The sequence below is a fragment of the Brevibacillus agri genome, from assembly GCF_004117055.1.
Classification (GTDB): Bacteria; Bacillota; Bacilli; order Brevibacillales; family Brevibacillaceae; genus Brevibacillus; species Brevibacillus agri.
On sequence record NZ_CP026363.1, the window covers coordinates 1,962,589 to 1,982,534 of the forward strand.

A 19,946-nucleotide genomic window follows, 5' to 3' on the forward strand; every position below is an offset into this window, starting at 1 on the left:
AACGGGAGCGATTAGCGCCGATGAATGCCCTCAAGTTAGTCTGGCACAAGCAACTGGCCAAAGTGCGCGGCAACCGGGATGTACACGAAGTGCTGCACGGTTCTGCGATTACGTTTTTGTTTCGGCTGTTCGGGTTCGTCCTGCTCTATACGCTGCAGTTGTTTATCGCAAGAGAGTACGGGGCGGGCAATCTGGGCGTCTATTCGCTTGCGATCACCCTGCTTAATATCGGGATGGTGCTGGCGCTGTTTGGCACCGACACGGCGATTATCCGCCTGCTGGCCGAGTACCGCGCGCAAGGAGCGCTGGCAAAGATTCGGCAGCTTTTTGGCAAGGTGGCGCTTTGGACGTTTCTGCCTTCGCTGTTGTTGTCCGGGCTGTTCTACTTGTTTGCGGAGCACATCTCCCGCTACGTGTTTGCAGGCGAGCTGCCCGCCGGGACACTGCGGGTCATCGCCTGGATGCTGCCGTTCGTCTCGCTCGGCAGACTGTACGCCTCGGCTTTTCGCGCGCTGCACCGCGTGACCGCGTCCGTGATCGTCGACACCGTCGGCATGCGCTTTTTGCACCTTCTGTTTCTGCTTATCGCCCTGCCTTTGTTCGCTCCGACCTCGCAGCTTCTGATCGGCTTGCTCGCAGCAGCCGTCATGTTGAACACGCTGTACGGTATGGCGAAGTGGCATGTTTTGTCCCGGGACTTTCGGGCGGGCGTACAGCCGCTGGAGCAGGAGGCAGGTCCGGCAATCAGCTTCCGCGCGCTTTGCACGATGGCGCTTCCGATGTATTTGAGCGCCTCCATGGAGCTGGTGATGAGCTGGACAGACACGATCATGCTCGGAATTTTCACGGACGCGGAGACAGTCGGGGTGTACAGTGTCGTCATTCGGCTCTCGATGGTGACGAGCTTCGCGCTCATTTCGATCAACACGATGCTTTCGCCGAAATTTTCGGAGATTTACGCCCGCGGCGATCTGGACGGGCTGAGGAAAATGATTGCGTTTGCCAATCGGCTCATTTTCTTCGCGTCTGCGCCGATCAATTTGCTCGTCGCCATTTTCGCCGCGCCGCTGCTCGGGCTGTTTGGCGAAGAGTTCGCAGCAAGCAGTCTCGTCCTGGTCATCCTCTGTCTGGGACAGTTCATCAACTTTTCCTCGGGCAGCGTGATCCCGCTCTTGACCATGACAGGACATCAGAAGACGGCGCGTAATATTCTCGTTTTTTCCGCCTTGCTGAACATTTGCGGAAACGGCCTGCTGATCCCCTGGCTCGGCATTACGGGAGCAGCCATCGCTACTGCGATCAGTTTAAGCTGCCGGGACATTTGCGCTTCGTATTGGGCTTATCGGTATTTCGGGTTTCGCACGTGGTATATTCCGTTCTTCTCTGAAAAAAATTCCGTCTTGCTACGAAGACGAGGTCATGAAGAAGGTGGCTTACGGTGAAAGAAGACTTGTATCCGAGCATGTTTTGGGACAGCGAGAAGATTCGGAAATACCGGATTCAGGTGCAAAAGCCATGGGTTCGCGAGGAATTTTGGTCGTACTACTTTTCCAGGCGCATTTCCATCTACGTGAGCCTGTTTTTGTCGAAAAAGCAGCGCGTCTCGCCGAATGCCATCACGCTTGCGGGAATCGCTGCCGGCCTGATCGCTGCTGCGGCCTTCATGTACGGATCGGCGGCTGCCTTTTTAATCGGTTGTTTTTTTTATCAGATGTGCTATCTCGCTGACTGTGTGGACGGGGAAGTCGCCCGCATGAACAACCAAAGCAGCAGGGGCGGCGTCTGGCTGGATATCGGGCTGAACTACTCGCTGTATCTCGTTTCGTTCGCGGTGATCTACGGGGTCGCCAAAAGCCAGCCGACGCTCGGGCCTTATTTGATCTACTTGATCCTGTTTACGATTTTTACGGAAATTTTGGCGACGAATGGCTCGGATCTCGCCTTTGGCCAGGGGAAAATCTCGCACGAAACCGTCTCCATGCGCAAGCGCAGCAAGTGGGTCGATGCCGGAGTCTTTTTGTTTCTCACCCAGACAGGCTTCCAGAGCGGGGTGCTGATCGCAGCCGTGATGTGGGCAATTAGCGGCCAGCATCAGTTTCTCGATTTGTGGACGGCCTACCATCTGCTGATCGGACTTCTCCGCGCGCTTTACAAGCTGAAGCTGAACGTCAAATACGTCACGGCATCGAGGCAAGAGGGAGGGGGAAGCAAATGAAGGCTCTGCTCATGGCGGCGGGACTCGGCTCGCGAATCAGCGGGCAAATTGACGGAAGTCCCAAGTGCACGGTTGATATCGGGAACAAGGCGTTGATCGAGAATACGATCTCGGAGCTGAAGCGAAAAGGAATCGACGAGATCGCCATCGTGGTCGGGTATCGCGCCCATGTCATCACCAGTCTGCTCGGCAGCGAGAACATTCGCTTTTTCCACAATCCGTTTTACGACCGCACGAACAGTATCGCCTCGCTCTGGTTCGCCCGCGAGTTTCTCACGGGCAGCGACTGTCTGTTGCTCAACGCGGATGTTTATTTTGAAGAAAAAGTGCTGGACGTCGTGTTGCAGGAGACGAGAAGTCCGGTCATGTTCGCGGACCCTTCGCGCAGGGCAGAGGGCGATTACAAATTCGGCTATGCACACGGCCTGCTGCACAAGCACGGAAAAGAGCTGCCTCTGGAAGAAACGACAGGCGAATACATCGGCATCGCCCGGCTGCATCAGGAGTTTTTGCCGCTGTTCCTGGAGCGTCTGCAACGTTTGATTCTGGAGGCAGCACGATTTATGGTGGGAGAACGTGCTTTACTCCTTTTTGGGCGAAAGAGACGTGCATGTGGCGCAAATTCCGCCGGGGCTGTTTTGGGCAGAGGTTGATACATGGGGGGATTACAAGCGCATTCTTCATTTCACGAATCATCTGGCCCATATGTGAGGATGGGCAACGTGAAGCTCTCGCTGGACAAGGTTCTTCTGTTCCTCTACGTACTGCTGAAGCCCTTCTACCTCTTCCCGAGCGGCAACCCGCAAATAGCGGATTTTATCATGCTGGTGCTCATTGCCTACACCTTTTTGTTTCGCGTCAACCAGTTGCAGCGCAAGTATTTGTTTTTCGTCCTGCTGACGCTCGCGTTTTTGTACGATATTTTGCTGGTCAACGGCCTGTGGGCGATTGCGCTGGGCGGCGCCATGGAAGTGTTCGAGTCCACGAAATGGTACTGGTACAACGGGGCCGTCCTGCTGACCGTCGTCGTCTTGGGCCAGCTCGAGCCGCGCGCATATGCGCAATGGCTGTTCTGGTCCGTCGCTTGCTCGCTCGCGGTCCAGACGCTTGCGCTCTTGCTCGGGCTGGCGCCTGGGGAGCATGACTTCCGCCAGTCGCTGTTTTTCAACAATCCGAACCAGCTCGGGTACTTCGGCCTGCTCTGCCTGGGGATTTGCCTGTTTTGTGCGCGGTTCTTTCCCGTCCGAGCCATCTATTTGTTTATGGTCATCGGCTGCTCGTTGAGCGTGATCGCCGCTTCCTTGTCCAAGGCGGCGATTGTAAGTGCGGTCTTGATGTACCTGGCCTTTCTGTTCGTCTCGTCGAAGGAGCGGACGGGGCTGTTCTGGAAAAACGTCGTCTGCGTGCTCGCCTGCTTTTTTCTGCTTTTTTGCGTCTCTTTGTACACGAATGAAAACGTGCTGCACGATGCGACGATGTACACGCAAGTCAAGGAGCGGCTGGAAACGTTGGGAGAGGACTCCGACGACAACCTGGCGTCAAGAGGCTACGACCGGATCGCGAACCATCCCGCGTACATGTTTTTCGGGGCAGGCGAAGGGCAGTACGAGCGGTTTGAAAGCAGCATCGCCCTCGAATTGCACTCCACGGTCGCCAATCTGTTTTTCTCGTATGGCCTCGTGGGAACGCTGCTGTTTTTCCTGCTCTTGTACGCCGGGGTGCGCGGTCATCGGCTCTACGCCTGGTATCCGCTGTTTTTTCAAATCGTGTACGGTTTGACGCACAACGGAATCCGGGAGACGCTGTTCTGGATATTGCTGGCGCTCTATTGTGTGACAGCCGGGATGAGTTCTGGCTCAATCAAAAATGGCGGTGACCTGCATGGGAAAAATTTTGCAAATATGCGCAATTGACCAAACGGTGGAAAGTCTGCTCTTGCCGCTCATCCAGAAGCTGGCGGAGGAAGGCCATGAAGTGCATACGGCTTGCACAGACACCGGGCGTTTTCAGACGCTGCGGGCCAAGGGGCTCATGCTCTGGCCGATCGCGATCAAGCGAAAAATCGAGCCGCTCTCCAACCTGCGTTCCATTTTGGCGCTGTATCGGCTGATGAAACGGGAGCGCTACGACGCGGTGCATGTCCACACTCCGGTTGCGGCCGTGCTGGGCCGGGTGGCAGCGAGGCTCGCGGGAGTCAGCCCGGTCGTCTACACGGCTCACGGCTATTATTTTCACGACGGCATGAGCCGAGGGGAATACCGGCTGTACTACGCCGTGGAAAAGTGGTTCGCGAAGCACTTGACAGACTACTTGCTTGTGCAGAGCCGGGAGGACTACGAGCTGAGCGTGCAGGACGGCTTTTCGCCGCCGGAGCGAATCATGCATCTCGGCAACGGGGTAGATGTCGAGCGGCGGTTTCATCCGCAGGCGGTGTCGCCGGAGGAAGCGGTGGAGGTGCGTTCGGCGCTTGGAATCGGCGCGGACGATCTCGTCATCGCCTACGTAGGGCGGATGGTTGGCGAAAAAGGGATTTTCGAGCTGCTGGACGCTTTTTCCAGGCTTGCGCGAGAGTCGGGCCGCGTGCGGCTGTTGCTCGTCGGGGACGTGTCGGACAGCGAACGGGACCAGCGCGGCAAGGCGCTACGGGAGCATTGCCGCGAGCATCCGCAAATCGTCCTGACTGGTTTTCGCCAGGACATCCCGCAACTGCTCGCCGCAAGCGACATCTTCGTCCTGCCTTCGCATCGCGAAGGGTTGCCCCGCTCGATTATCGAAGCGATGGCGATGGGCAAGCCGATTGTCGCCACGAACATTCGCGGCTGCCGCGAAGAGGTGACGGACGGCGTGAACGGGATTTTGGTGGAGCCGAAGCAGTCCGAGCATTTGTACAAGGCGCTGAAAAAGCTCGCCTGCGACGCGCGGCTGAGGGAAGCGTACGGACAAAACAGCCGCTATTTGGCGGAGGAGCATTTTAACGAGCAACACGTACTCGCGAGGCAGGCCGAGCTGTTTGCAGCGCTGCTCGCTGCCAAGACAGAGCCGCCGCGCACGGAAAAGGAGGTTGACGAACGGCTTGGGCAAAACAGGAGCATTGGTCATATCCCTTGATTTTGAGCTGTATTGGGGCGTTCGCGACAAGCGGACGCTAGCTGACAGCAAGAAGAACCTGCAGGGGACTCGTCAGGTGATCCCGGCGATTCTGGAGCTGTTTAACAAGTACGAGATTCACGCCACCTGGGCGACGGTAGGCTTCTTGTTCTGCGAGACGCGCGAGGAGCTGATCGGCACGCTGCCAAAAGAGCTGCCGGACTACGCCGATCCGAACCTGTCGCCTTATCGCTACGTGCAGTCGGGAGCGCTTGGCGCGCGCGAGCAGGTGGACCCGTATCATTACGCCCCATCCCTCATCCGGCTGATTTCCTCCTGCCCGCATCAGTACATCGGCAGCCATACCCACTCCCACTACTATTGCCTGGAGCCGGGACAGACCGCCCAAACGTTTGCCGAAGATTTGGCCGCCTTCAAAAGAGTGGCGCGCAAGAAAGGGTACGCCCCGACCAGCATCGTCTTTCCGCGCAATCAGTTCGCGTCCTCCTATCTGGCTGTCTGCAAGCAGCACGGGTTCGCCGCGTATCGCGGGAACGAGCGGTCGTGGATGTACGAGGCGGGCCCGGGAGCGCAAGACACTTTGCTCAAACGGGCTTTGCGCCTTGCCGACGCCTACGTCAATCTGAGCGGGCATCACGCGTACGAGCCGCTTTCCGCAAGCCAGGAAGGGTTAGTCGATGTCCCGGCGAGCCGATTTTTGCGGCCGTATTCGCCGCGGCTGCGCTGGCTGGAAAACGTCCGGCTGGGCAGGCTCCGGCGCGATCTGCTTTTTGCGGCCAAAAATCGCCGACTGTACCATCTGTGGTGGCATCCGGAGAACTTCGGCAGCCACCTCACGGAAAACCTTCGGATGTTGGAGCGGCTGCTGCAGTATTATGCGAAGCTGCGCAGCGAGTACGGGATGCAAAGTTTGAGCATGGAGGAGGCGGCTGCGAGTTGGAGCAGGCAAAGGGAGGGGCGGCATGAAGTGTCTGTTTGATCGTTTGGTAGCTTTGACGCTGTTGCTCGTCTTTTCACCTCTGCTGCTCCTGCTGTCGATTTTGATTCGCTTCAAGCTCGGCGCTCCTGTCCTGTTTGTCCAGGAGCGGCCGGGCCGATACGGAAAGCCTTTTTCCATTTATAAATTTCGCACCATGACCAATCAGTGCGACGCGTCCGGACAATTGCTGCCGGATGCCCAAAGACTGACGCCTTTTGGCATGATGTTGCGAAAGTACAGCCTGGATGAGCTGCCGCAGTTGTGGAATGTGCTGCGGGGCGAACTGAGCTTGGTCGGCCCGAGGCCGCTACTCATGGAATACCTGCCACTCTACACGCCCCGCCAGATGAAGCGGCACGAGGTTTTGCCAGGCATTACGGGTTGGGCGCAGGTCAACGGGAGAAACGCGATCACGTGGGAACAAAAATTCGAGCTGGACGTCTGGTACGTGGAAAATCGCAGCTTTTGGCTCGACTTGAAAATTTTGCTGTTAACGGTCAAACGGGTTTTGCAAAAAACGGGGATCAGTCACGAAGGTTGCGTCACGATGGAAAAATTCACCGGGAGCAAACAGGCGGAGCTGGCTAGGAGGGAAATGCGTGAGTTTGATCGTGCTTACGAATCAGGATGACTGGACAGCTTATTTGCGTCCATGCAAGCATGTGGACATTTCCTATGCAAAAGAATACGTGAGCCTCTACGCCGAAAGGGAAGGGGGCGTGCCGGAGGCGGTGTTTTTTTCCGAAGGGGGCTGCCAGATTTTTTACCCTTACCTGGTCCGCTCCCTCGACGCTCTGCTTCCGGGGTATGCGGATATCGTCTCCATCGGCTACGGCGGTCCGCATGTTTGGCCGAAGACAGCGGGGGCAGAGTCGTTTTCCGCACAGTTTTCCGCCTATTGCCGCAGCCAAAACTACGTGACGGAAACGGTGCGCTTTCATCCGCTGGAGAAAAACGCCGAGCGGTTTCGCGAGCAGATGCGGCTCGATCTGGTGCGGACGACTGTCGCCGTCGATGTCCGGCCGCCGCTCGCGCAAATTCGCGCGCAGTACAGCGAAAACGTCAGGCGCAACATGAAAAAAGCGGTCGCCAACGAGGTGAGCATCGTGGAAGCGAGCGGCGAGGCCGGCTTGCGGGCGTTTATGCAACTGTACCGGGAGACGATGGAGCGCAATTTTGCCGGCCCATCCTATTACTATGAAAATGAATTTTTTGCAGGACTGCTCCAGGAAACCGCGCTCTGCAAGCCGCGCCTCCTGCTCGCCATGCACGAGGACATGGCTGTCGCAGGCGCGATCATGCTCTGTGGAAACCGCTATGCCCACTATCAGCTCGGGGCTTCGCACAAGGCGGACATGCCGCTCGGGATCAACCATCTGTTGTTCGATGCGATGATTCAGCGGGCCAAGGAAGCCGGGCTGGAGTATTTGCTGCTCGGCGGGGGCAACCGCGACGGGGACGGCTTGTTCCGCTTCAAGGCATCGTTTTCCAAAACGAACCATTTTCCGTACTGGATGGGCAAAAGAGTGCACGATGAAGCAGCTTACCGGGTGTTGTGCGAAAAAAGACAGGCAGACCGCGCGGAGGCCGGAGCTTTTTTTCCAGCCTACCGGGCATGGGGAGGGTAACGATGGGGGAACACTCACGCATTTTTTTGTCGCCGCCGCACATGGGGACAGAGGAACTGGAGCTGCTCGCCAGTGCGTTTGCGTCCAACTGGATTGCGCCGCTGGGGGAACACGTCGATGCATTTGAGCAGGAGCTGGCCCGCTATGTCGGCGTGAAGGGGGCGCTTGCCGTCTCTTCCGGCACGGCGGCGCTCCATCTCGGGCTGAGGCTTGCGGGAGTAGGGCCGGGTGATACCGTTTTTTGCTCCAGCCTGACGTTTGTGGCGAGCGCCAACCCGATTTTGTACCTGGGGGCGACTCCGGTCTTCATCGATTCCGAGGAAGCGACCTGGAACATGTCGCCAGTCGCGTTGGAGCGGGCGTTGCGGGAAGCCGCCCGACAGGAGAAGCTGCCCAAAGCGGTCGTGATCGTCCATTTGTACGGGCAAAGCGCCGACATGGGCCCGCTGCTTGCGCTGTGCGAAGAGTACAAGGTGACGGTCGTGGAGGATGCGGCGGAATCGCTCGGGGCCGATTACAAAGGGCGAATGAGCGGCTCGCTCGGGCATTTTGCTGCGTTTTCGTTCAACGGGAACAAAATCATTACGACCTCCGGCGGGGGGATGCTCGTCTCGGATGATCGTGAAGCGTTGGAGCGGGCGCGTTTTTGGGCGACGCAGGCTCGCGAGCGGGTCCGCCACTACGAGCATGAGCAGATGGGCTACAACTATCGCTTGAGCAATTTGCTCGCGGCAGTCGGCAGAGGGCAACTGCGGGTGCTGGAGGAGCGCATTGCGGCACGGCGGCGCGTCTGCCAGCGCTATGAAGCAAAGCTACGGCAGCTTCCCGGCATCGCGTTCATGCCGGAGGCTCCGACAGGGCGGGCGACGCGCTGGCTGACGGCGCTGACGGTAGATCCGCAGCAGGCAGAGGTTACGGCGGGGCAACTGATCGACGCGTTGGAGCGGGCAAACATCGAGGCGCGCCCGGTCTGGAAGCCGATGCACCGCCAGCCGTTGTTTGCCGGGTGCCGCTATTACCCGCATCTGCCAGAGCAGAGCGTCTCCGATGAGCTGTATGCGCGGGGCGTCTGCCTTCCTTCCGGCTCGAGCCTGAGCGAACAGCAGCAGGAGCGGGTCATCGCGGCTATCAGACAGTGCCTGTCAGGACGAGGACGTGCAAAGGAGCTGGGCCATGTACAGTTATGAGCAGCTTGCGGCGTGGAGAGAGCGTTGTCAGTCGTCGTTCTTTTTGCTCGATACAAACAGACTTCGCGACAATTACGAGCGGTTTTCCCGCGCCTTTTCCAGCCGGTATGAACAGGTGAGCGTCGGCTACTCGTACAAGACGAACTACTTGCCGTATGCGTGCCAATGCCTGCATCGGCTGGGGGCACTGGCGGAGGTCGTCTCCAGGCTGGAGTACGATCTCGCGCTGAAGCTGGGCGTCGAGCCGACCGCGATCATTTTCAACGGGCCGCTGAAGACGGCGGAAGACATCTGGCTCGCCTTGGAGCTGGGCAGCCTGGTCAATCTCGACTCGTTTTCGGAGATTGCCCCTGTGCTCACCTACGCGAGACAGCATCCCGAACAGACGGTTCGCGTCGGCTTGCGCGTCAATTTCGATTTGACGCGCGGCGGCGTCAGTCCGCTGCAAAACGGCTACGGTGTGAGCCGCTTCGGCTTTTGCGTGGAAAACGGCCGCTTCGCCCAAGCGCTCACGCTGCTGGCTGCCGTGCCGAATGTGCGGGTCGCGGGTTTGCACGGGCATTTTTCCACGAACCGTAGCGTAGGGGTGTATCGGCAGATTGCCCGCGAGCTGTGCCGACTGGGCAAAGCGCATCTCGGCGAGCAGCTTGAATATATCGACATCGGAGGCGGGTTTTACGGCGAACTGCCTGCCACGTTCGGGATGGTCGGCGTTCCGAGCTTTGACGACTACGCTCTCGCCATCACCGCTGTCCTCAAAGACGAACTGGCAGAAACGACTCGCCTGCCGCAGCTCATCCTGGAGCCGGGCATCTCGCTTGTGGCCGACGCGGTCGAGTTCGTCTGCCAGGTCGTGGATGTCAAGGAGAACCGCGGCGAGCGCTTTGTGCTTGTAGACGGCAGTGTCCACAATATCAAGCCGACCATGCACGCGTACCAGCTTCCCGTAAGCGTCGTGACACAAAGCAGCGAGGCAAGAGAAGGGACGTACCACGTAGTAGGCTATACGTGCATGGAAAAAGACTACTTGCTGCAAGGCTTTCGCGGCAAAGTGCCGGAGCCGGGAGATTTTCTCGTGTTCGGGCACGCAGGGGCGTACACGCTCGTGTTCAATCCGCCGTTTATTCGCGAGCGGCCGCCTGTATTGGCCAAGGCAGGCCGCGATGTCGTCGTCGCGAGGCGCAAAGAGACGCTGGCGGAGTTTTTCCCGGAGTCGCTCTATGAATTTCAATTCCAGGCTGGCAAGCAGGAGGATACGCGTAGATGAACGTGCTGCTGACGAGCGTAGGCCGCAGGGTCAAGCTGATCGAGTATTTCGTCCGGGAGTGGGGCAGCGCGGGCAAAATAATCGCGGCGGACTGCGACCCGACCGCTCCTGCGCTGTTCGCCGCCCATCACAGGCAGATCGTCCCGCGCATCGACGACCCGGCGTATGTGCAGACGCTGGAGGAAATTTGCCTGCGCTATGACATCAAGGCGGTGCTCTCCCTGATCGATCCCGAGCTTGGCGTGCTCGCCGCCCATGCCGAGCGGTTTTCGCGGCTGGGCGTGCAGGCCGTCGTCTCCGGGCTGGATGCGGTGAACCTGTGTCTCGACAAAAAGGGGACCTGCGATTTTTTGCGCGCCCACGGGCTTCCATGCGTGCCTACTTATACGCTGGAAGAGGCGCGAGCAGCGCTTGCCTGCGGAGAACTGACCTATCCGTTATTGGCGAAGCCGCGCAAGGGCAGCGCCAGCCTCGGCCTTGTCCGTATGGAAAAAGAGGCGGAGCTTGCCGCGTTCGCTCATAAGAAGGATGAGCTGATTGTCCAGCCGTTTTTGCAGGCGGAGGAATACGGCGTGGACGGCTACGCCGATCTCTTCACGGGCGAGCTGACGACGCTGTTTACGCGCAAAAAAATGCGCATGCGGGCAGGCGAGACAGACCGCTCGCTGGCGATCCGGGACGAGCGGCTGACGTCGTTGGTGACGTCACTCGTCTCCGTCTTGCCGCTTCGCGGGCCGTTCGACATCGACTGCTTTTTGCTCGGGGACCAGTACGCGATCTCCGAGATCAATCCGCGCTTTGGCGGCGGCTATCCCCATGCGCATGAAAGCGGCGTAAACGCCGTCGCCGCCCTGTTCCGCAATTTGCGAAAAGAGGCGAGCAAGCCGAACATCGGCGACTACGAAGCAGGGACGATCATGCTGAAATACGATCAGGTCATGCTCGTCCACAGCAGTCGGCTGACGGGGGAGGGGATGTAAAAAAGCGCGCCAGCCTTGGGCGATCTGTTGTATAATGAAAGATACGGGGGTGACATGCCCCCGTGAAGATTTTGACAGGAGTGTCGTCCACTATGAGTATGAGCCCCCAATTCATGCGTTATCGGTAAGAAAAGGTACAGTCTAGCCTGATCCCGCTCGTTTTTTCCAAAGGAGAGCCGGGGTTTATTTGACTGTGCCTTTTTTCATTCACCGATTACGAATGAATGGGGTGCTTTTTTTATGCTTCCAACCAGAAAAGAGCGGCAGGCCGAACTGCTGGCCCGGCATAGCGGGATGCTTAGATGCCCGGTTTGCCACGGGGCGCTGACGCTCATCCATACAGCTAATACAGCCAGCCTTGCATGCGCCAATCGCCATTGCTTCGACGTGTCGAGACACGGCTATGTGCACCTGGCGAATGCGGGCTACCGATCGAAGTACGAGCAAGAAATGTTTTTGGCGAGAAGAACCATTTCCGAGAAAGGCTTTTTTTCACCGCTGCACGCCGCCGTCAGTGAAAAGCTCGCCGAGTACGCAGCGACGAGCGGCGAGCCGTTGTCCGTGCTGGATGCCGGGTGCGGCGAAGGCTCGCATCTGGCTCGCATTCGCGAAGAGGTGAAAGCGCGGCAGCCAGTCGCGTTCGTCGGCGCTGGTGTCGATCTGTCCAAAGCGGGAATCGCCCTCGCGGCCAAGGCGCATCCCGAGCTGATCTGGTGCGTCGGCGATCTGGCCAATGCTCCGTTTGCCGACAATCGCTTTGCGGCCATCCTCAACGTGCTGTCGCCGCCCAATACGCGGGAGTTTGCGCGAATGCTGAAAAAAGACGGGCTCGTCATCAAGGTCGTGCCGGGCGAGCGATATTTGCGGGAGCTGCGCGAGTGTCTTTATGTGCAGCCGGGCAACCGGACGTATTCCAATGCAGCGACGATCCAGCGCTTCGCCGCCAGCTTTTCGCTGATCGACTGCGAGCGGGTGGCGTATTCGTTTCGGCTGGATCAGCCGAGCCTGGCGGCGCTGATCCAGATGACGCCGCTGACGTGGGGGGCCGAGCCAGAGCAACTGGCAAAGGCGCATGAGCTGGAGGGCGGAGAGATTTCTGTCGAGTTTACGGTTCTTGTTGGGAGAAAGTGAACGAGACGGCGTTTTTTTATAGGACGAATTGTCAAGACAAGTGCGACAGAGCTTCCATGAATGATTCGTAAGCGGTCTTCCTGGCGGTGGGCGGCGTACCCAAGTCGTTTTTGTTCGCCATTCGCCCGATCCAACTGGACGATACGATCAAGGAATGGGTCATCACGCTGGACGATGTGCAGGAGGTCGTCGAGATGGCGAGACGGGTGACGGCTGCTGAAACGGGCGATGCGTTTGCGGCGATTTCCGGCGGCAGCCCGGCGTGTTCGAAGCGGCAGGCAAAGGAACGCTGTTTTTGGACGAGATCGGGGACTTGCCTTTGCATTTGCAGGGCAAGCTGTTGCGGGTGCTGCAGGAAAAAGAGCTGCAGCGGCTCGGGAGCAGCGGCAAAACGGTTCCGGTCGAAGCGCGAATTATCGCGGCGACCCATCTCGATTTGCAGGAGCGGGTCGCGGCCGGGCTGTTTCGCCTCGATTTGTACTACCGTCTGCACGTCATCCCGATCCGCTTGCCCTCCTTGCGCGAGCGCCGGGAGGATATTTTGCCGTTGGCAAACGACTTTTTGGCGACGTACGCGAAAAAGCTGGGCAAAGCGATCTGCGGTTTTTCCCAGGACACACGGTCTTTGCTCTTTTGCCACGACTGGCCGGGCAATGTCCGCGAATTGGCCAACGTGATCGGGTACGCCGTCAATATGGAGGCGACGGCCTGGGTGCAGGTCGGAAGCTTGCCCGCTCAGATGATGCAGTTGCAGGCGGCTGCGGCCACTGAGAAGGCGTGGACGGAAAACGGTGGTGGGGCCGGGCAAAAGCAAATCGTCACGCTCAAAGAGCTGGAGCGCTCCGCGATCGCCCGAGCGATGCAGGAGGTGCGGCAGCGAAACGGCCGCAAAGAGGAGGCGGCGGCGCTGCTTGGCATCAGTCGGGCTACGCTGTTTCGAAAAGTGCGGGAGTACGGGCTGTCCTGATTCGCCCGGCGCTCTTGCTGTCGTCTCGTTTTGCGGCACAGCCGGCCCAGGAGGGGACCGGCTTTTTGGATTGGCCGCATTTTATGGTATGATGGTGGGTAGAGAGCAGGGGGAACGAAGAAGCAAGAGAGGAGTGGCATTGCACAATGAAAGAGATCATGGGATGGATTCGTTCGATTGCTTTTGCAGTCGTTTTCGCCCTGGTCCTTGGAATCTTCGTGTTTCAGCCTTACAAGGTTGACGGTCATTCCATGGACCCGACCTTGCAGGATCAGCAGCGCATATACGTGTCCAAGCTGCCGCATACGTTTTCGTACTTGCCGGACTACGGCGAAATCGTGGTCATCGACAGCCGCGTGGAGCGCGAGCGGTCCTTTTTGGACGATGTCCTCAGCCATCCGTTGGTGGCGCTGTTGACGGGCACGGCAGAAGACCATTCGATGTACGTCAAACGCGTCATCGGCAGACCGGGCGACGTGCTGGAGTTCAAAAACAACCAGGTGTACCGCAACGGCGAAGCGCTCGAGGAGCCGTATATCAAGGAGACGATGCAGTACGTGGCTGACGGCAAATGGAAGGTGCCCGCAGACCACATTTTCGTCATGGGAGACAACCGCAACCACAGCACGGATTCCCGGGACATCGGCTTTATTCCGCTCGACCACATCATGGGCACGATGATCGAAAACCCGTTTAAGACACAAGAATAGAGCAAGGAGCAAAGGTTGTCCGCGAGAGGGCAACCTTTGTTTGCCAAAAGAGCTGTCGCATTTTTTGGACAAAGCGGGGAAAGGAGTGCTGCAAATGCCCAGTTTGCTGATTGCGGACAGGGACCCGACAGAGCGGGCAGGGCTCAGTTGGCTCGTCTCAAGCTGCGCCATCCCGTACGACAAGGTGCACAGCGCAGGGACGACGGCAGAGCTGTTTCAGGCGATGGAATCGCATACTCCCGAGGTCGTCTGCATCGAGCTGGACATGATCGACAAGGCGCACTGGGAGCGCCTGAAGCTGCTGGTTGCCCAGTATCGGCCGACGGTGCTCGTCACCACCTCGGAAGCGACGTTCGAGCGGGCGATGCAAGGCATCGAGCTGTCTGCGCGCGACCTGTGGCTGAAGCCGCAAACCCCGGAGTACATCCGCCGCGTGCTGACGCGCTCTTGTCAGGAGCGGGCAGGGGACGCGCGCATCGACCAGGGGGCCGGGAGCATCCAGGGACGGCGCGGGGAGATTTCGTACCGCGACTTGTTTTTGCCGGGGCAGTCGCCGCTCGGCGGACATACGGTCATGCTCGCGCAGTTGGAAGACGCGAAAAGACACCCGGAGCTGTTGCGTTTTTTCGCGGACTATCCGTTTCGCGACGAGCCAGTGCTGCTGCCGACAGGTGACGCGATTGTCGCCGTCTTTCCCGCGGAGACGGCGCTTGCCTGGCCGCAGTGGCACCAGTTTGGCAAGCGGTTGCTGATGGACTGGGAGGCGACGAGCGACGCCCCGCTGTTTCTCGTCATTTACAAGGCGGAAGACGCCGGACAGAGCTTGCAGCAAAAATACGAGCAGGCGAGCCAGGCGTTGCAACTGCGCTTTTTCAAAGGCTATCGGCAGGTGAGCATGGTCGACGGAAAGGTCAACTGGACGATGCTTGATCCGTTCCTGACGCCAGCCGAGCAGCGGGCGTGGATCGACATGCTGCACAGCGGCAATCGCGAGCAGCTCAAGCAGTGGCTGTACGCGCATTTTTTTTACAAGGACGAGCCGTATCCCGAGCCGGGACTGTTGCGCATTCGGTTGACGAGCATTTTGGCCCAGGTGAGGCGCTACATGAAGTCGCACGGGCTGGACAGCGCCTTTCTGGAAGAGGGGTACCACCGCGTATTCGAGACGATTTTGTACGCGCCGATTTTGTATCGCATCGTAACCGAGCTGCTTTTGTTTATCAACCAACTGCTCGATACCGCAAACGACCGCAGCGACGAGGGCAGGGCAGACGTGATCGAGCAGGCTATGCGCTACATGGAAGGGCGCTATACCGACCCGGCTCTGCGGCTGGAGGATGTCGCCCGGCACGTCGACCGCAGTCCGGCTTACTTCAGCACGCTGTTTGCGCAAAAGCAGGGCAGCTCCTTCCGGCAAGTTTTGACGGCGATGCGCGTGAAGGAAGCGCAGCGGCTGCTGCTGGAAACGGCTCTGTCCGTGCAGGAGGTGGCGGAGCGCAGCGGGTTCGTCAACGCCAATTACTTTAGTAAAATTTTTAAGGAAAAGACGGGTACAACCCCACGTTTGTTACGAAATCAAAAGAAAAGATAGAAATCGAAAGAAAAGGGAGATTTTTCGAAAATTCCATCTGTATTGCCTGAAGCAATCGAAAGAAGAGGCACCAAATCGAAAGCATGGTGCCTTTTTTGCGTTTCCCGGCGCTTTTACAATAAAGCCAAGAGATACACATTCTACGGAAAGCAGGTGGATTTTCGATGACAACGACACAATCCATTGAACAGATGATAAAGGCATACTCGGGGACCGAGCTGCATACAAAAGGCTGGGTGCAGGAAGCGGCGCTGCGCATGCTGTTGAACAACCTGAACCCTGACGTGGCCGAGCGCACAGAAGATTTGGTCGTGTACGGCGGAATCGGGAAAGCGGCGCGCAACTGGGAATGTTTCGATGCGATTGTCAAAACATTGCAAACATTGGAGAGCGACGAGACGCTGCTGATCCAGTCGGGCAAACCGGTGGCGGTGTTCAAGTCGCACACCGATGCGCCGCGCGTGCTGCTCGCGAACTCCAACCTGGTGCCAGCCTGGGCCAACTGGGAGCACTTCCACGAGCTGGACAAAAAAGGCTTGATGATGTACGGGCAAATGACAGCCGGAAGCTGGATTTACATCGGCAGCCAGGGGATTGTGCAAGGCACGTATGAGACGTTTGCGGAGCTTGCCCGCCAACATTTTGCAGGCACGCTCGCAGGGACGATCACCGTCACGGCCGGGCTCGGCGGCATGGGCGGCGCGCAGCCTTTGGCCGTATCGCTCAACGGCGGCGTGAGCATCAACATCGAGGTAGACCGCACCCGCATCCAGCGCAGACTGGATACGCGCTATCTCGATGTGATGACAGAGAGCCTCGACGAAGCGATCCAGATGGCGGAGACGGCCAAGCGGGAGAAAAAAGGCATTTCGATCGGGCTGCTCGGCAATGCCCCGGAAGTGCTGAACGCGATGCTTGCCAAGGGCTTCATCCCGGACGTGTTGACCGACCAGACTTCTTCGCACGATCCGCTCAACGGCTACATCCCGGAAGGCATGAGTCTCGAAGCGGCGGCAGAGCTGCGCACGCGCGATCCGAAGGAGTATGAGAGACGCTCCAAGGCGAGCATCGCCAATCACGTTCGCGCCATGCTGGCTATGCAGGAAAAAGGAGCCGTCACTTTTGACTACGGCAACAACATCAGACAGGTGGCGAAAAACGAAGGCGTCGAGGAGGCGTTCCGCTTCCCTGGCTTCGTGCCCGCCTATATCCGTCCGCAGTTTTGCGAGGGCAAAGGGCCGTTCCGCTGGGTCGCGCTGTCCGGCGATCCCGAGGACATTTACAAGACCGACGAAGTGATTCTCCGCGAGTTTTCCTACAATACGCATCTGTGCAACTGGATTCGCATGGCGCAGGAACGCATTCAGTTCCAGGGGCTGCCGTCCCGCATTTGCTGGCTGGGCTACGGCGAGCGCGCGCGGTTTGGCCAGATCATCAACGACATGGTAGCGCGCGGCGAGCTGAAAGCGCCGATCGTCATCGGCCGCGACCACCTCGACTCCGGCTCCGTCGCCTCGCCCAACCGCGAGACGGAAGCGATGAAGGACGGCAGCGACGCGGTGTCCGACTGGCCGATCCTGAATGCGATGATGAATGCGGTAGGTGGCGCGAGCTGGGTATCTGTCCATCACGGCGGCGGTGTCGGCATGGGTTACTCCTTGCATGCGGGAATGGTCATCGTGGCAGACGGCACGCCGGAAGCCGCCCGCCGACTGGAGCGCGTCCTGACCACCGATCCGGGGATGGGCATCGTGCGTCATGCGGATGCCGGCTACGAGCTGGCGATTCGCACCGCGAAGGAAAAAGGCGTCAACATCCCGATGTTGGAGGAGTAAACAGCGATGAAAAAACCAGTATGGATTCGCCATGCCAGCCAGCTCGCCACGTTGGCTGGCGGGTCTTCTGCTCCGGTGACAGGGGCCAGAATGAACGAGCTGGCGATTATTGAGGACGGCAGCGTATGGCTGGAAAACGGCGTGATCGAGCGGGTCGGCACCGACGACGAACTGGCGAGCGTCTACCGCGAGCGGGCGCATGAAGCAGACGTCATCGACGCCACGGGCAAGCTGGTCACGCCAGGCTTGATCGACCCGCATACGCACCTCGTGCATGCGGGTACGAGACAAAACGAGTTCAACATGCGCTTGAACGGCGCGACGTACATGGAAATCATGAACAACGGCGGCGGCATCCACGCGACGACCGCGGCGACGAGACAGGCGACACACGAAGAGCTGTATGCCGAGAGCAAGCGGCGGCTCGACCAGTTTTTGCTGCACGGGGTGACGACCGTCGAGGCCAAGAGCGGCTACGGCCTCACCCTGGAGGACGAACTCAAGCAGCTTGAAGTAGCGAAAAAGCTGCATGAAGAGCATCCGGTCGATCTCGTCAGCACGTTCATGGGCGCACATGCGGTTCCGCGCGAGTACAAGGAAACGCCGGATGCGTTTGTCGATTTGGTCATCGAGCAAATGATTCCCGAGGTCGCGCGGCGCAAGCTGGCTGTTTTCAACGACGTGTTTTGCGAGCGCGGCGTCTTTACCCCCGAGCAGTCGCGGCGCATTCTCGAAGCAGGAATGCGCCACGGCCTGCTGCCGAAAATCCACGCGGATGAAATCGAGCCGTACGAAGGCGCGGAGTTGGCGGCTTCGCTCGGCGCCGTATCTGCCGATCATTTGCTGCGCGCCTCCGATCGCGGGATCGAGCTGATGGCAGAGGCAGGCGTGATCGCGGTGCTGTTGCCAGGCACAGCTTTTTTCCTGATGGCAGAGTCTGCGAACGGACGCAAAATGATTGACCGCGGTGTGGCAGTCGCGATCTCGACCGACTGCAACCCTGGCTCCTCGCCGACTGTCTCGCTGCCGCTGATGATGAATCTCGGCTGCCTGAAAATGGGGATGACTCCGGCAGAAGTGTTGACGGCCGCGACGATCAACGCCGCACACGCCATCCGCTGCGCGCACGAGGTCGGCAGCATCGAGGTCGGGAAAAAAGCGGACATCGCCATTTTTGACGTGCCTGACTTCATGACCTTGCAATATCGCTACGGCGTCAACCACGTAGACACGGTCATCAAGCAGGGCACGGTCGTCGTCGCGGGAGGGAGACGCGTATGACAGCAGGGTACCCGTATCCGCTCCTGAAGCCGCCCAGCTTTTCCTGGGACCGGAGCGCAGCGCCTACCGAGCCAAAAGTAAGCGAGTGGATTGCAACGCTCGATCCGGCGACGGCGGGCAGCACCGACTGGAGCGACTACGACGTGGCGCTCCTTGGGGTGCCGCTGTCGCGCTCGTCCATTTCGGCCTCGGCAGCGAGCGAGAATCCGGACGCGATGCGGCGGGCGTGGAAGTATTTTACGACCTACAATCTCGATCACGACGTGGACTTGCAGCCGCTGCGCGTCGTCGACCTCGGCGACGTCAGGCAGCATGTGACCGACATCGCCCAGTGCCATCGCAACATCCGGGAAGCGATGGCGCACATGCGCACGCACCATCCGCAGCTTTTGCCCGTGATGCTGGGCGGCGATCATTCGATCACGGCGATGCTCATCAAAGGCTACAAGGACGTCCATCCCGACGAGCGGGTGGGCATCCTGCAACTGGACACGCATTTTGACCTGCGCGACCTGGCGGATAACGGCCCCTCGAACGGCACGCCGATCCGCAATCTGATCGAGAGCGGCACGATTTGCGCGCGGGATGTGCACAACATCGGGCTGCACGGCTTTTTCAACGCCCGCTCGCTCAAAGCATACGCCGACGAAACAGGCGTGCGCTATACGACGCTTCGCCAGGCGCGGCAAAAAGGGGTGGCCCGGACGGTGCAGGAAGCGCTGGAGCAACTCGCGGGCCAGGTGGACACGATCTATTTGACCGTGGACATGGATGTACTCGATTGCAGCTACGGCCCGGGGGTTCCTGCTTCCACGCCCGGCGGCATGCACAGCGACGAACTGTTCGAAGCTGTCTACGCGGCAGGGCTGCATCCGAAGGTCAAGGCGATGGACCTCGTCTGTCTCGACCCGTACAAGGACCGCGCTGAAGCGACGGTCAAGACGGCTGTTCACGTGCTGCTGTCGTTTTTGACCGGATTTCGCCAGCGCGAACAATAAAAAAGCAAAGCCAAACCGCTGGTGCTCAGGCTCATGCATGCCGGGCGAAACAGCGGTTTTTTCGTGGCG

Annotated in this window: 19 protein-coding genes; 18 read left to right on the top strand and 1 reads right to left on the bottom strand. The window is 59.0% G+C overall.

What is annotated here, in order from left to right; translation table 11 throughout:
- Positions 1 to 20 precede the first annotated feature (20 nt).
- The 12 genes from BA6348_RS09745 (at position 21) to BA6348_RS09800 (ending at position 12,495) form a co-directional block, all read left to right on the top strand.
- The gene (locus tag BA6348_RS09745) at positions 21 to 1,442 is read left to right on the top strand and encodes a flippase (RefSeq protein WP_005828426.1); all 1,422 of its coding nucleotides are present in this window, start codon (positions 21 to 23) and stop codon (positions 1,440 to 1,442) included.
- Positions 1,439 to 2,215 (top strand): CDP-alcohol phosphatidyltransferase family protein, encoded by a 777-nt coding sequence (locus BA6348_RS09750; protein WP_035423069.1) that lies wholly within the window; start codon positions 1,439 to 1,441, stop codon positions 2,213 to 2,215. The genes BA6348_RS09745 and BA6348_RS09750 overlap by 4 nt, the downstream gene beginning before the upstream one ends.
- Positions 2,212 to 2,868, top strand: coding sequence for a phosphocholine cytidylyltransferase family protein (locus tag BA6348_RS09755; protein ID WP_242507471.1), 657 nt, complete (start codon positions 2,212 to 2,214; stop codon positions 2,866 to 2,868). The genes BA6348_RS09750 and BA6348_RS09755 overlap by 4 nt, the downstream gene beginning before the upstream one ends.
- Positions 2,869 to 2,871: 3 nt before the next feature.
- Positions 2,872 to 4,128, top strand: coding sequence for an O-antigen ligase family protein (locus tag BA6348_RS09760; protein ID WP_242507472.1), 1,257 nt, complete (start codon positions 2,872 to 2,874; stop codon positions 4,126 to 4,128).
- Positions 4,097 to 5,323 carry a glycosyltransferase family 4 protein gene (locus BA6348_RS09765; RefSeq protein ID WP_122952533.1) on the top strand — a complete coding sequence of 409 codons (1,227 nt, stop codon included), beginning with the start codon at positions 4,097 to 4,099 and terminating at the stop codon, positions 5,321 to 5,323. The genes BA6348_RS09760 and BA6348_RS09765 overlap by 32 nt, the downstream gene beginning before the upstream one ends.
- Complete coding sequence (locus BA6348_RS09770; protein WP_122952532.1) at positions 5,289 to 6,302, top strand: polysaccharide deacetylase family protein; 1,014 nt, start codon at positions 5,289 to 5,291, stop codon at positions 6,300 to 6,302. Before BA6348_RS09765 ends, BA6348_RS09770 begins: the two co-directional genes overlap by 35 nt.
- Positions 6,286 to 6,933 (top strand): sugar transferase, encoded by a 648-nt coding sequence (locus BA6348_RS09775; protein ID WP_005828437.1) that lies wholly within the window; start codon positions 6,286 to 6,288, stop codon positions 6,931 to 6,933. The genes BA6348_RS09770 and BA6348_RS09775 overlap by 17 nt, the downstream gene beginning before the upstream one ends.
- Positions 6,902 to 7,930 carry a GNAT family N-acetyltransferase gene (locus BA6348_RS09780; protein ID WP_007783095.1) on the top strand — a complete coding sequence of 343 codons (1,029 nt, stop codon included), beginning with the start codon at positions 6,902 to 6,904 and terminating at the stop codon, positions 7,928 to 7,930. The genes BA6348_RS09775 and BA6348_RS09780 overlap by 32 nt, the downstream gene beginning before the upstream one ends.
- Positions 7,931 to 7,932: 2 nt before the next feature.
- The gene (locus BA6348_RS09785) at positions 7,933 to 9,117 is read left to right on the top strand and encodes a DegT/DnrJ/EryC1/StrS family aminotransferase (protein ID WP_005828440.1); all 1,185 of its coding nucleotides are present in this window, start codon (positions 7,933 to 7,935) and stop codon (positions 9,115 to 9,117) included.
- Positions 9,104 to 10,384 carry a type III PLP-dependent enzyme domain-containing protein gene (locus BA6348_RS09790; protein ID WP_122952531.1) on the top strand — a complete coding sequence of 427 codons (1,281 nt, stop codon included), beginning with the start codon at positions 9,104 to 9,106 and terminating at the stop codon, positions 10,382 to 10,384. Before BA6348_RS09785 ends, BA6348_RS09790 begins: the two co-directional genes overlap by 14 nt.
- Entirely contained in the window at positions 10,381 to 11,364 is a 984-nt protein-coding gene (locus BA6348_RS09795; RefSeq protein WP_122952530.1) for an ATP-grasp domain-containing protein, read from the top strand. The genes BA6348_RS09790 and BA6348_RS09795 overlap by 4 nt, the downstream gene beginning before the upstream one ends.
- Positions 11,365 to 11,604: 240 nt before the next feature.
- Entirely contained in the window at positions 11,605 to 12,495 is an 891-nt protein-coding gene (locus BA6348_RS09800) for a putative RNA methyltransferase (protein ID WP_035317235.1), read from the top strand.
- Between the two features lie 31 nt (positions 12,496 to 12,526).
- On the opposite strand, the gene BA6348_RS26605 is transcribed toward BA6348_RS09800, so the two are convergent.
- On the bottom strand, positions 12,527 to 12,820 hold the full coding sequence (locus BA6348_RS26605) for a hypothetical protein (protein ID WP_165328962.1): 294 nt from the start codon (positions 12,818 to 12,820) through the stop codon (positions 12,527 to 12,529).
- On the opposite strand from BA6348_RS26605, the gene BA6348_RS09805 reads away from it, so the two are divergent.
- The 6 genes from BA6348_RS09805 to BA6348_RS09830 all read left to right on the top strand — a co-directional run bounded on the left by BA6348_RS09805 (position 12,791) and on the right by BA6348_RS09830 (position 19,877).
- Positions 12,791 to 13,462: an AAA-type ATPase lid domain-containing protein gene (locus BA6348_RS09805; protein WP_242507473.1), complete on the top strand. Its 672-nt coding sequence runs from the start codon at positions 12,791 to 12,793 to the stop codon at positions 13,460 to 13,462. The genes BA6348_RS26605 and BA6348_RS09805 overlap by 30 nt on opposite strands.
- 146 nt (positions 13,463 to 13,608) lie before the next feature.
- The gene (gene lepB / locus BA6348_RS09810; RefSeq protein ID WP_005828450.1) at positions 13,609 to 14,172 is read left to right on the top strand and encodes a signal peptidase I; all 564 of its coding nucleotides are present in this window, start codon (positions 13,609 to 13,611) and stop codon (positions 14,170 to 14,172) included.
- Between the two features lie 94 nt (positions 14,173 to 14,266).
- Positions 14,267 to 15,763, top strand: coding sequence for a helix-turn-helix domain-containing protein (locus BA6348_RS09815; protein ID WP_007783105.1), 1,497 nt, complete (start codon positions 14,267 to 14,269; stop codon positions 15,761 to 15,763).
- A 164-nt stretch (positions 15,764 to 15,927) separates the two neighbouring features.
- Positions 15,928 to 17,598, top strand: a complete 1,671-nt coding sequence (gene hutU, locus BA6348_RS09820; protein ID WP_122952529.1) for a urocanate hydratase — start codon at positions 15,928 to 15,930, stop codon at positions 17,596 to 17,598.
- A 6-nt stretch (positions 17,599 to 17,604) separates the two neighbouring features.
- Complete coding sequence (hutI, locus tag BA6348_RS09825; RefSeq protein WP_122952528.1) at positions 17,605 to 18,879, top strand: imidazolonepropionase; 1,275 nt, start codon at positions 17,605 to 17,607, stop codon at positions 18,877 to 18,879.
- Complete coding sequence (locus BA6348_RS09830) at positions 18,876 to 19,877, top strand: agmatinase family protein (RefSeq protein WP_122952527.1); 1,002 nt, start codon at positions 18,876 to 18,878, stop codon at positions 19,875 to 19,877. The genes hutI and BA6348_RS09830 overlap by 4 nt, the downstream gene beginning before the upstream one ends.
- Positions 19,878 to 19,946: the final 69 nt, after the last annotated feature.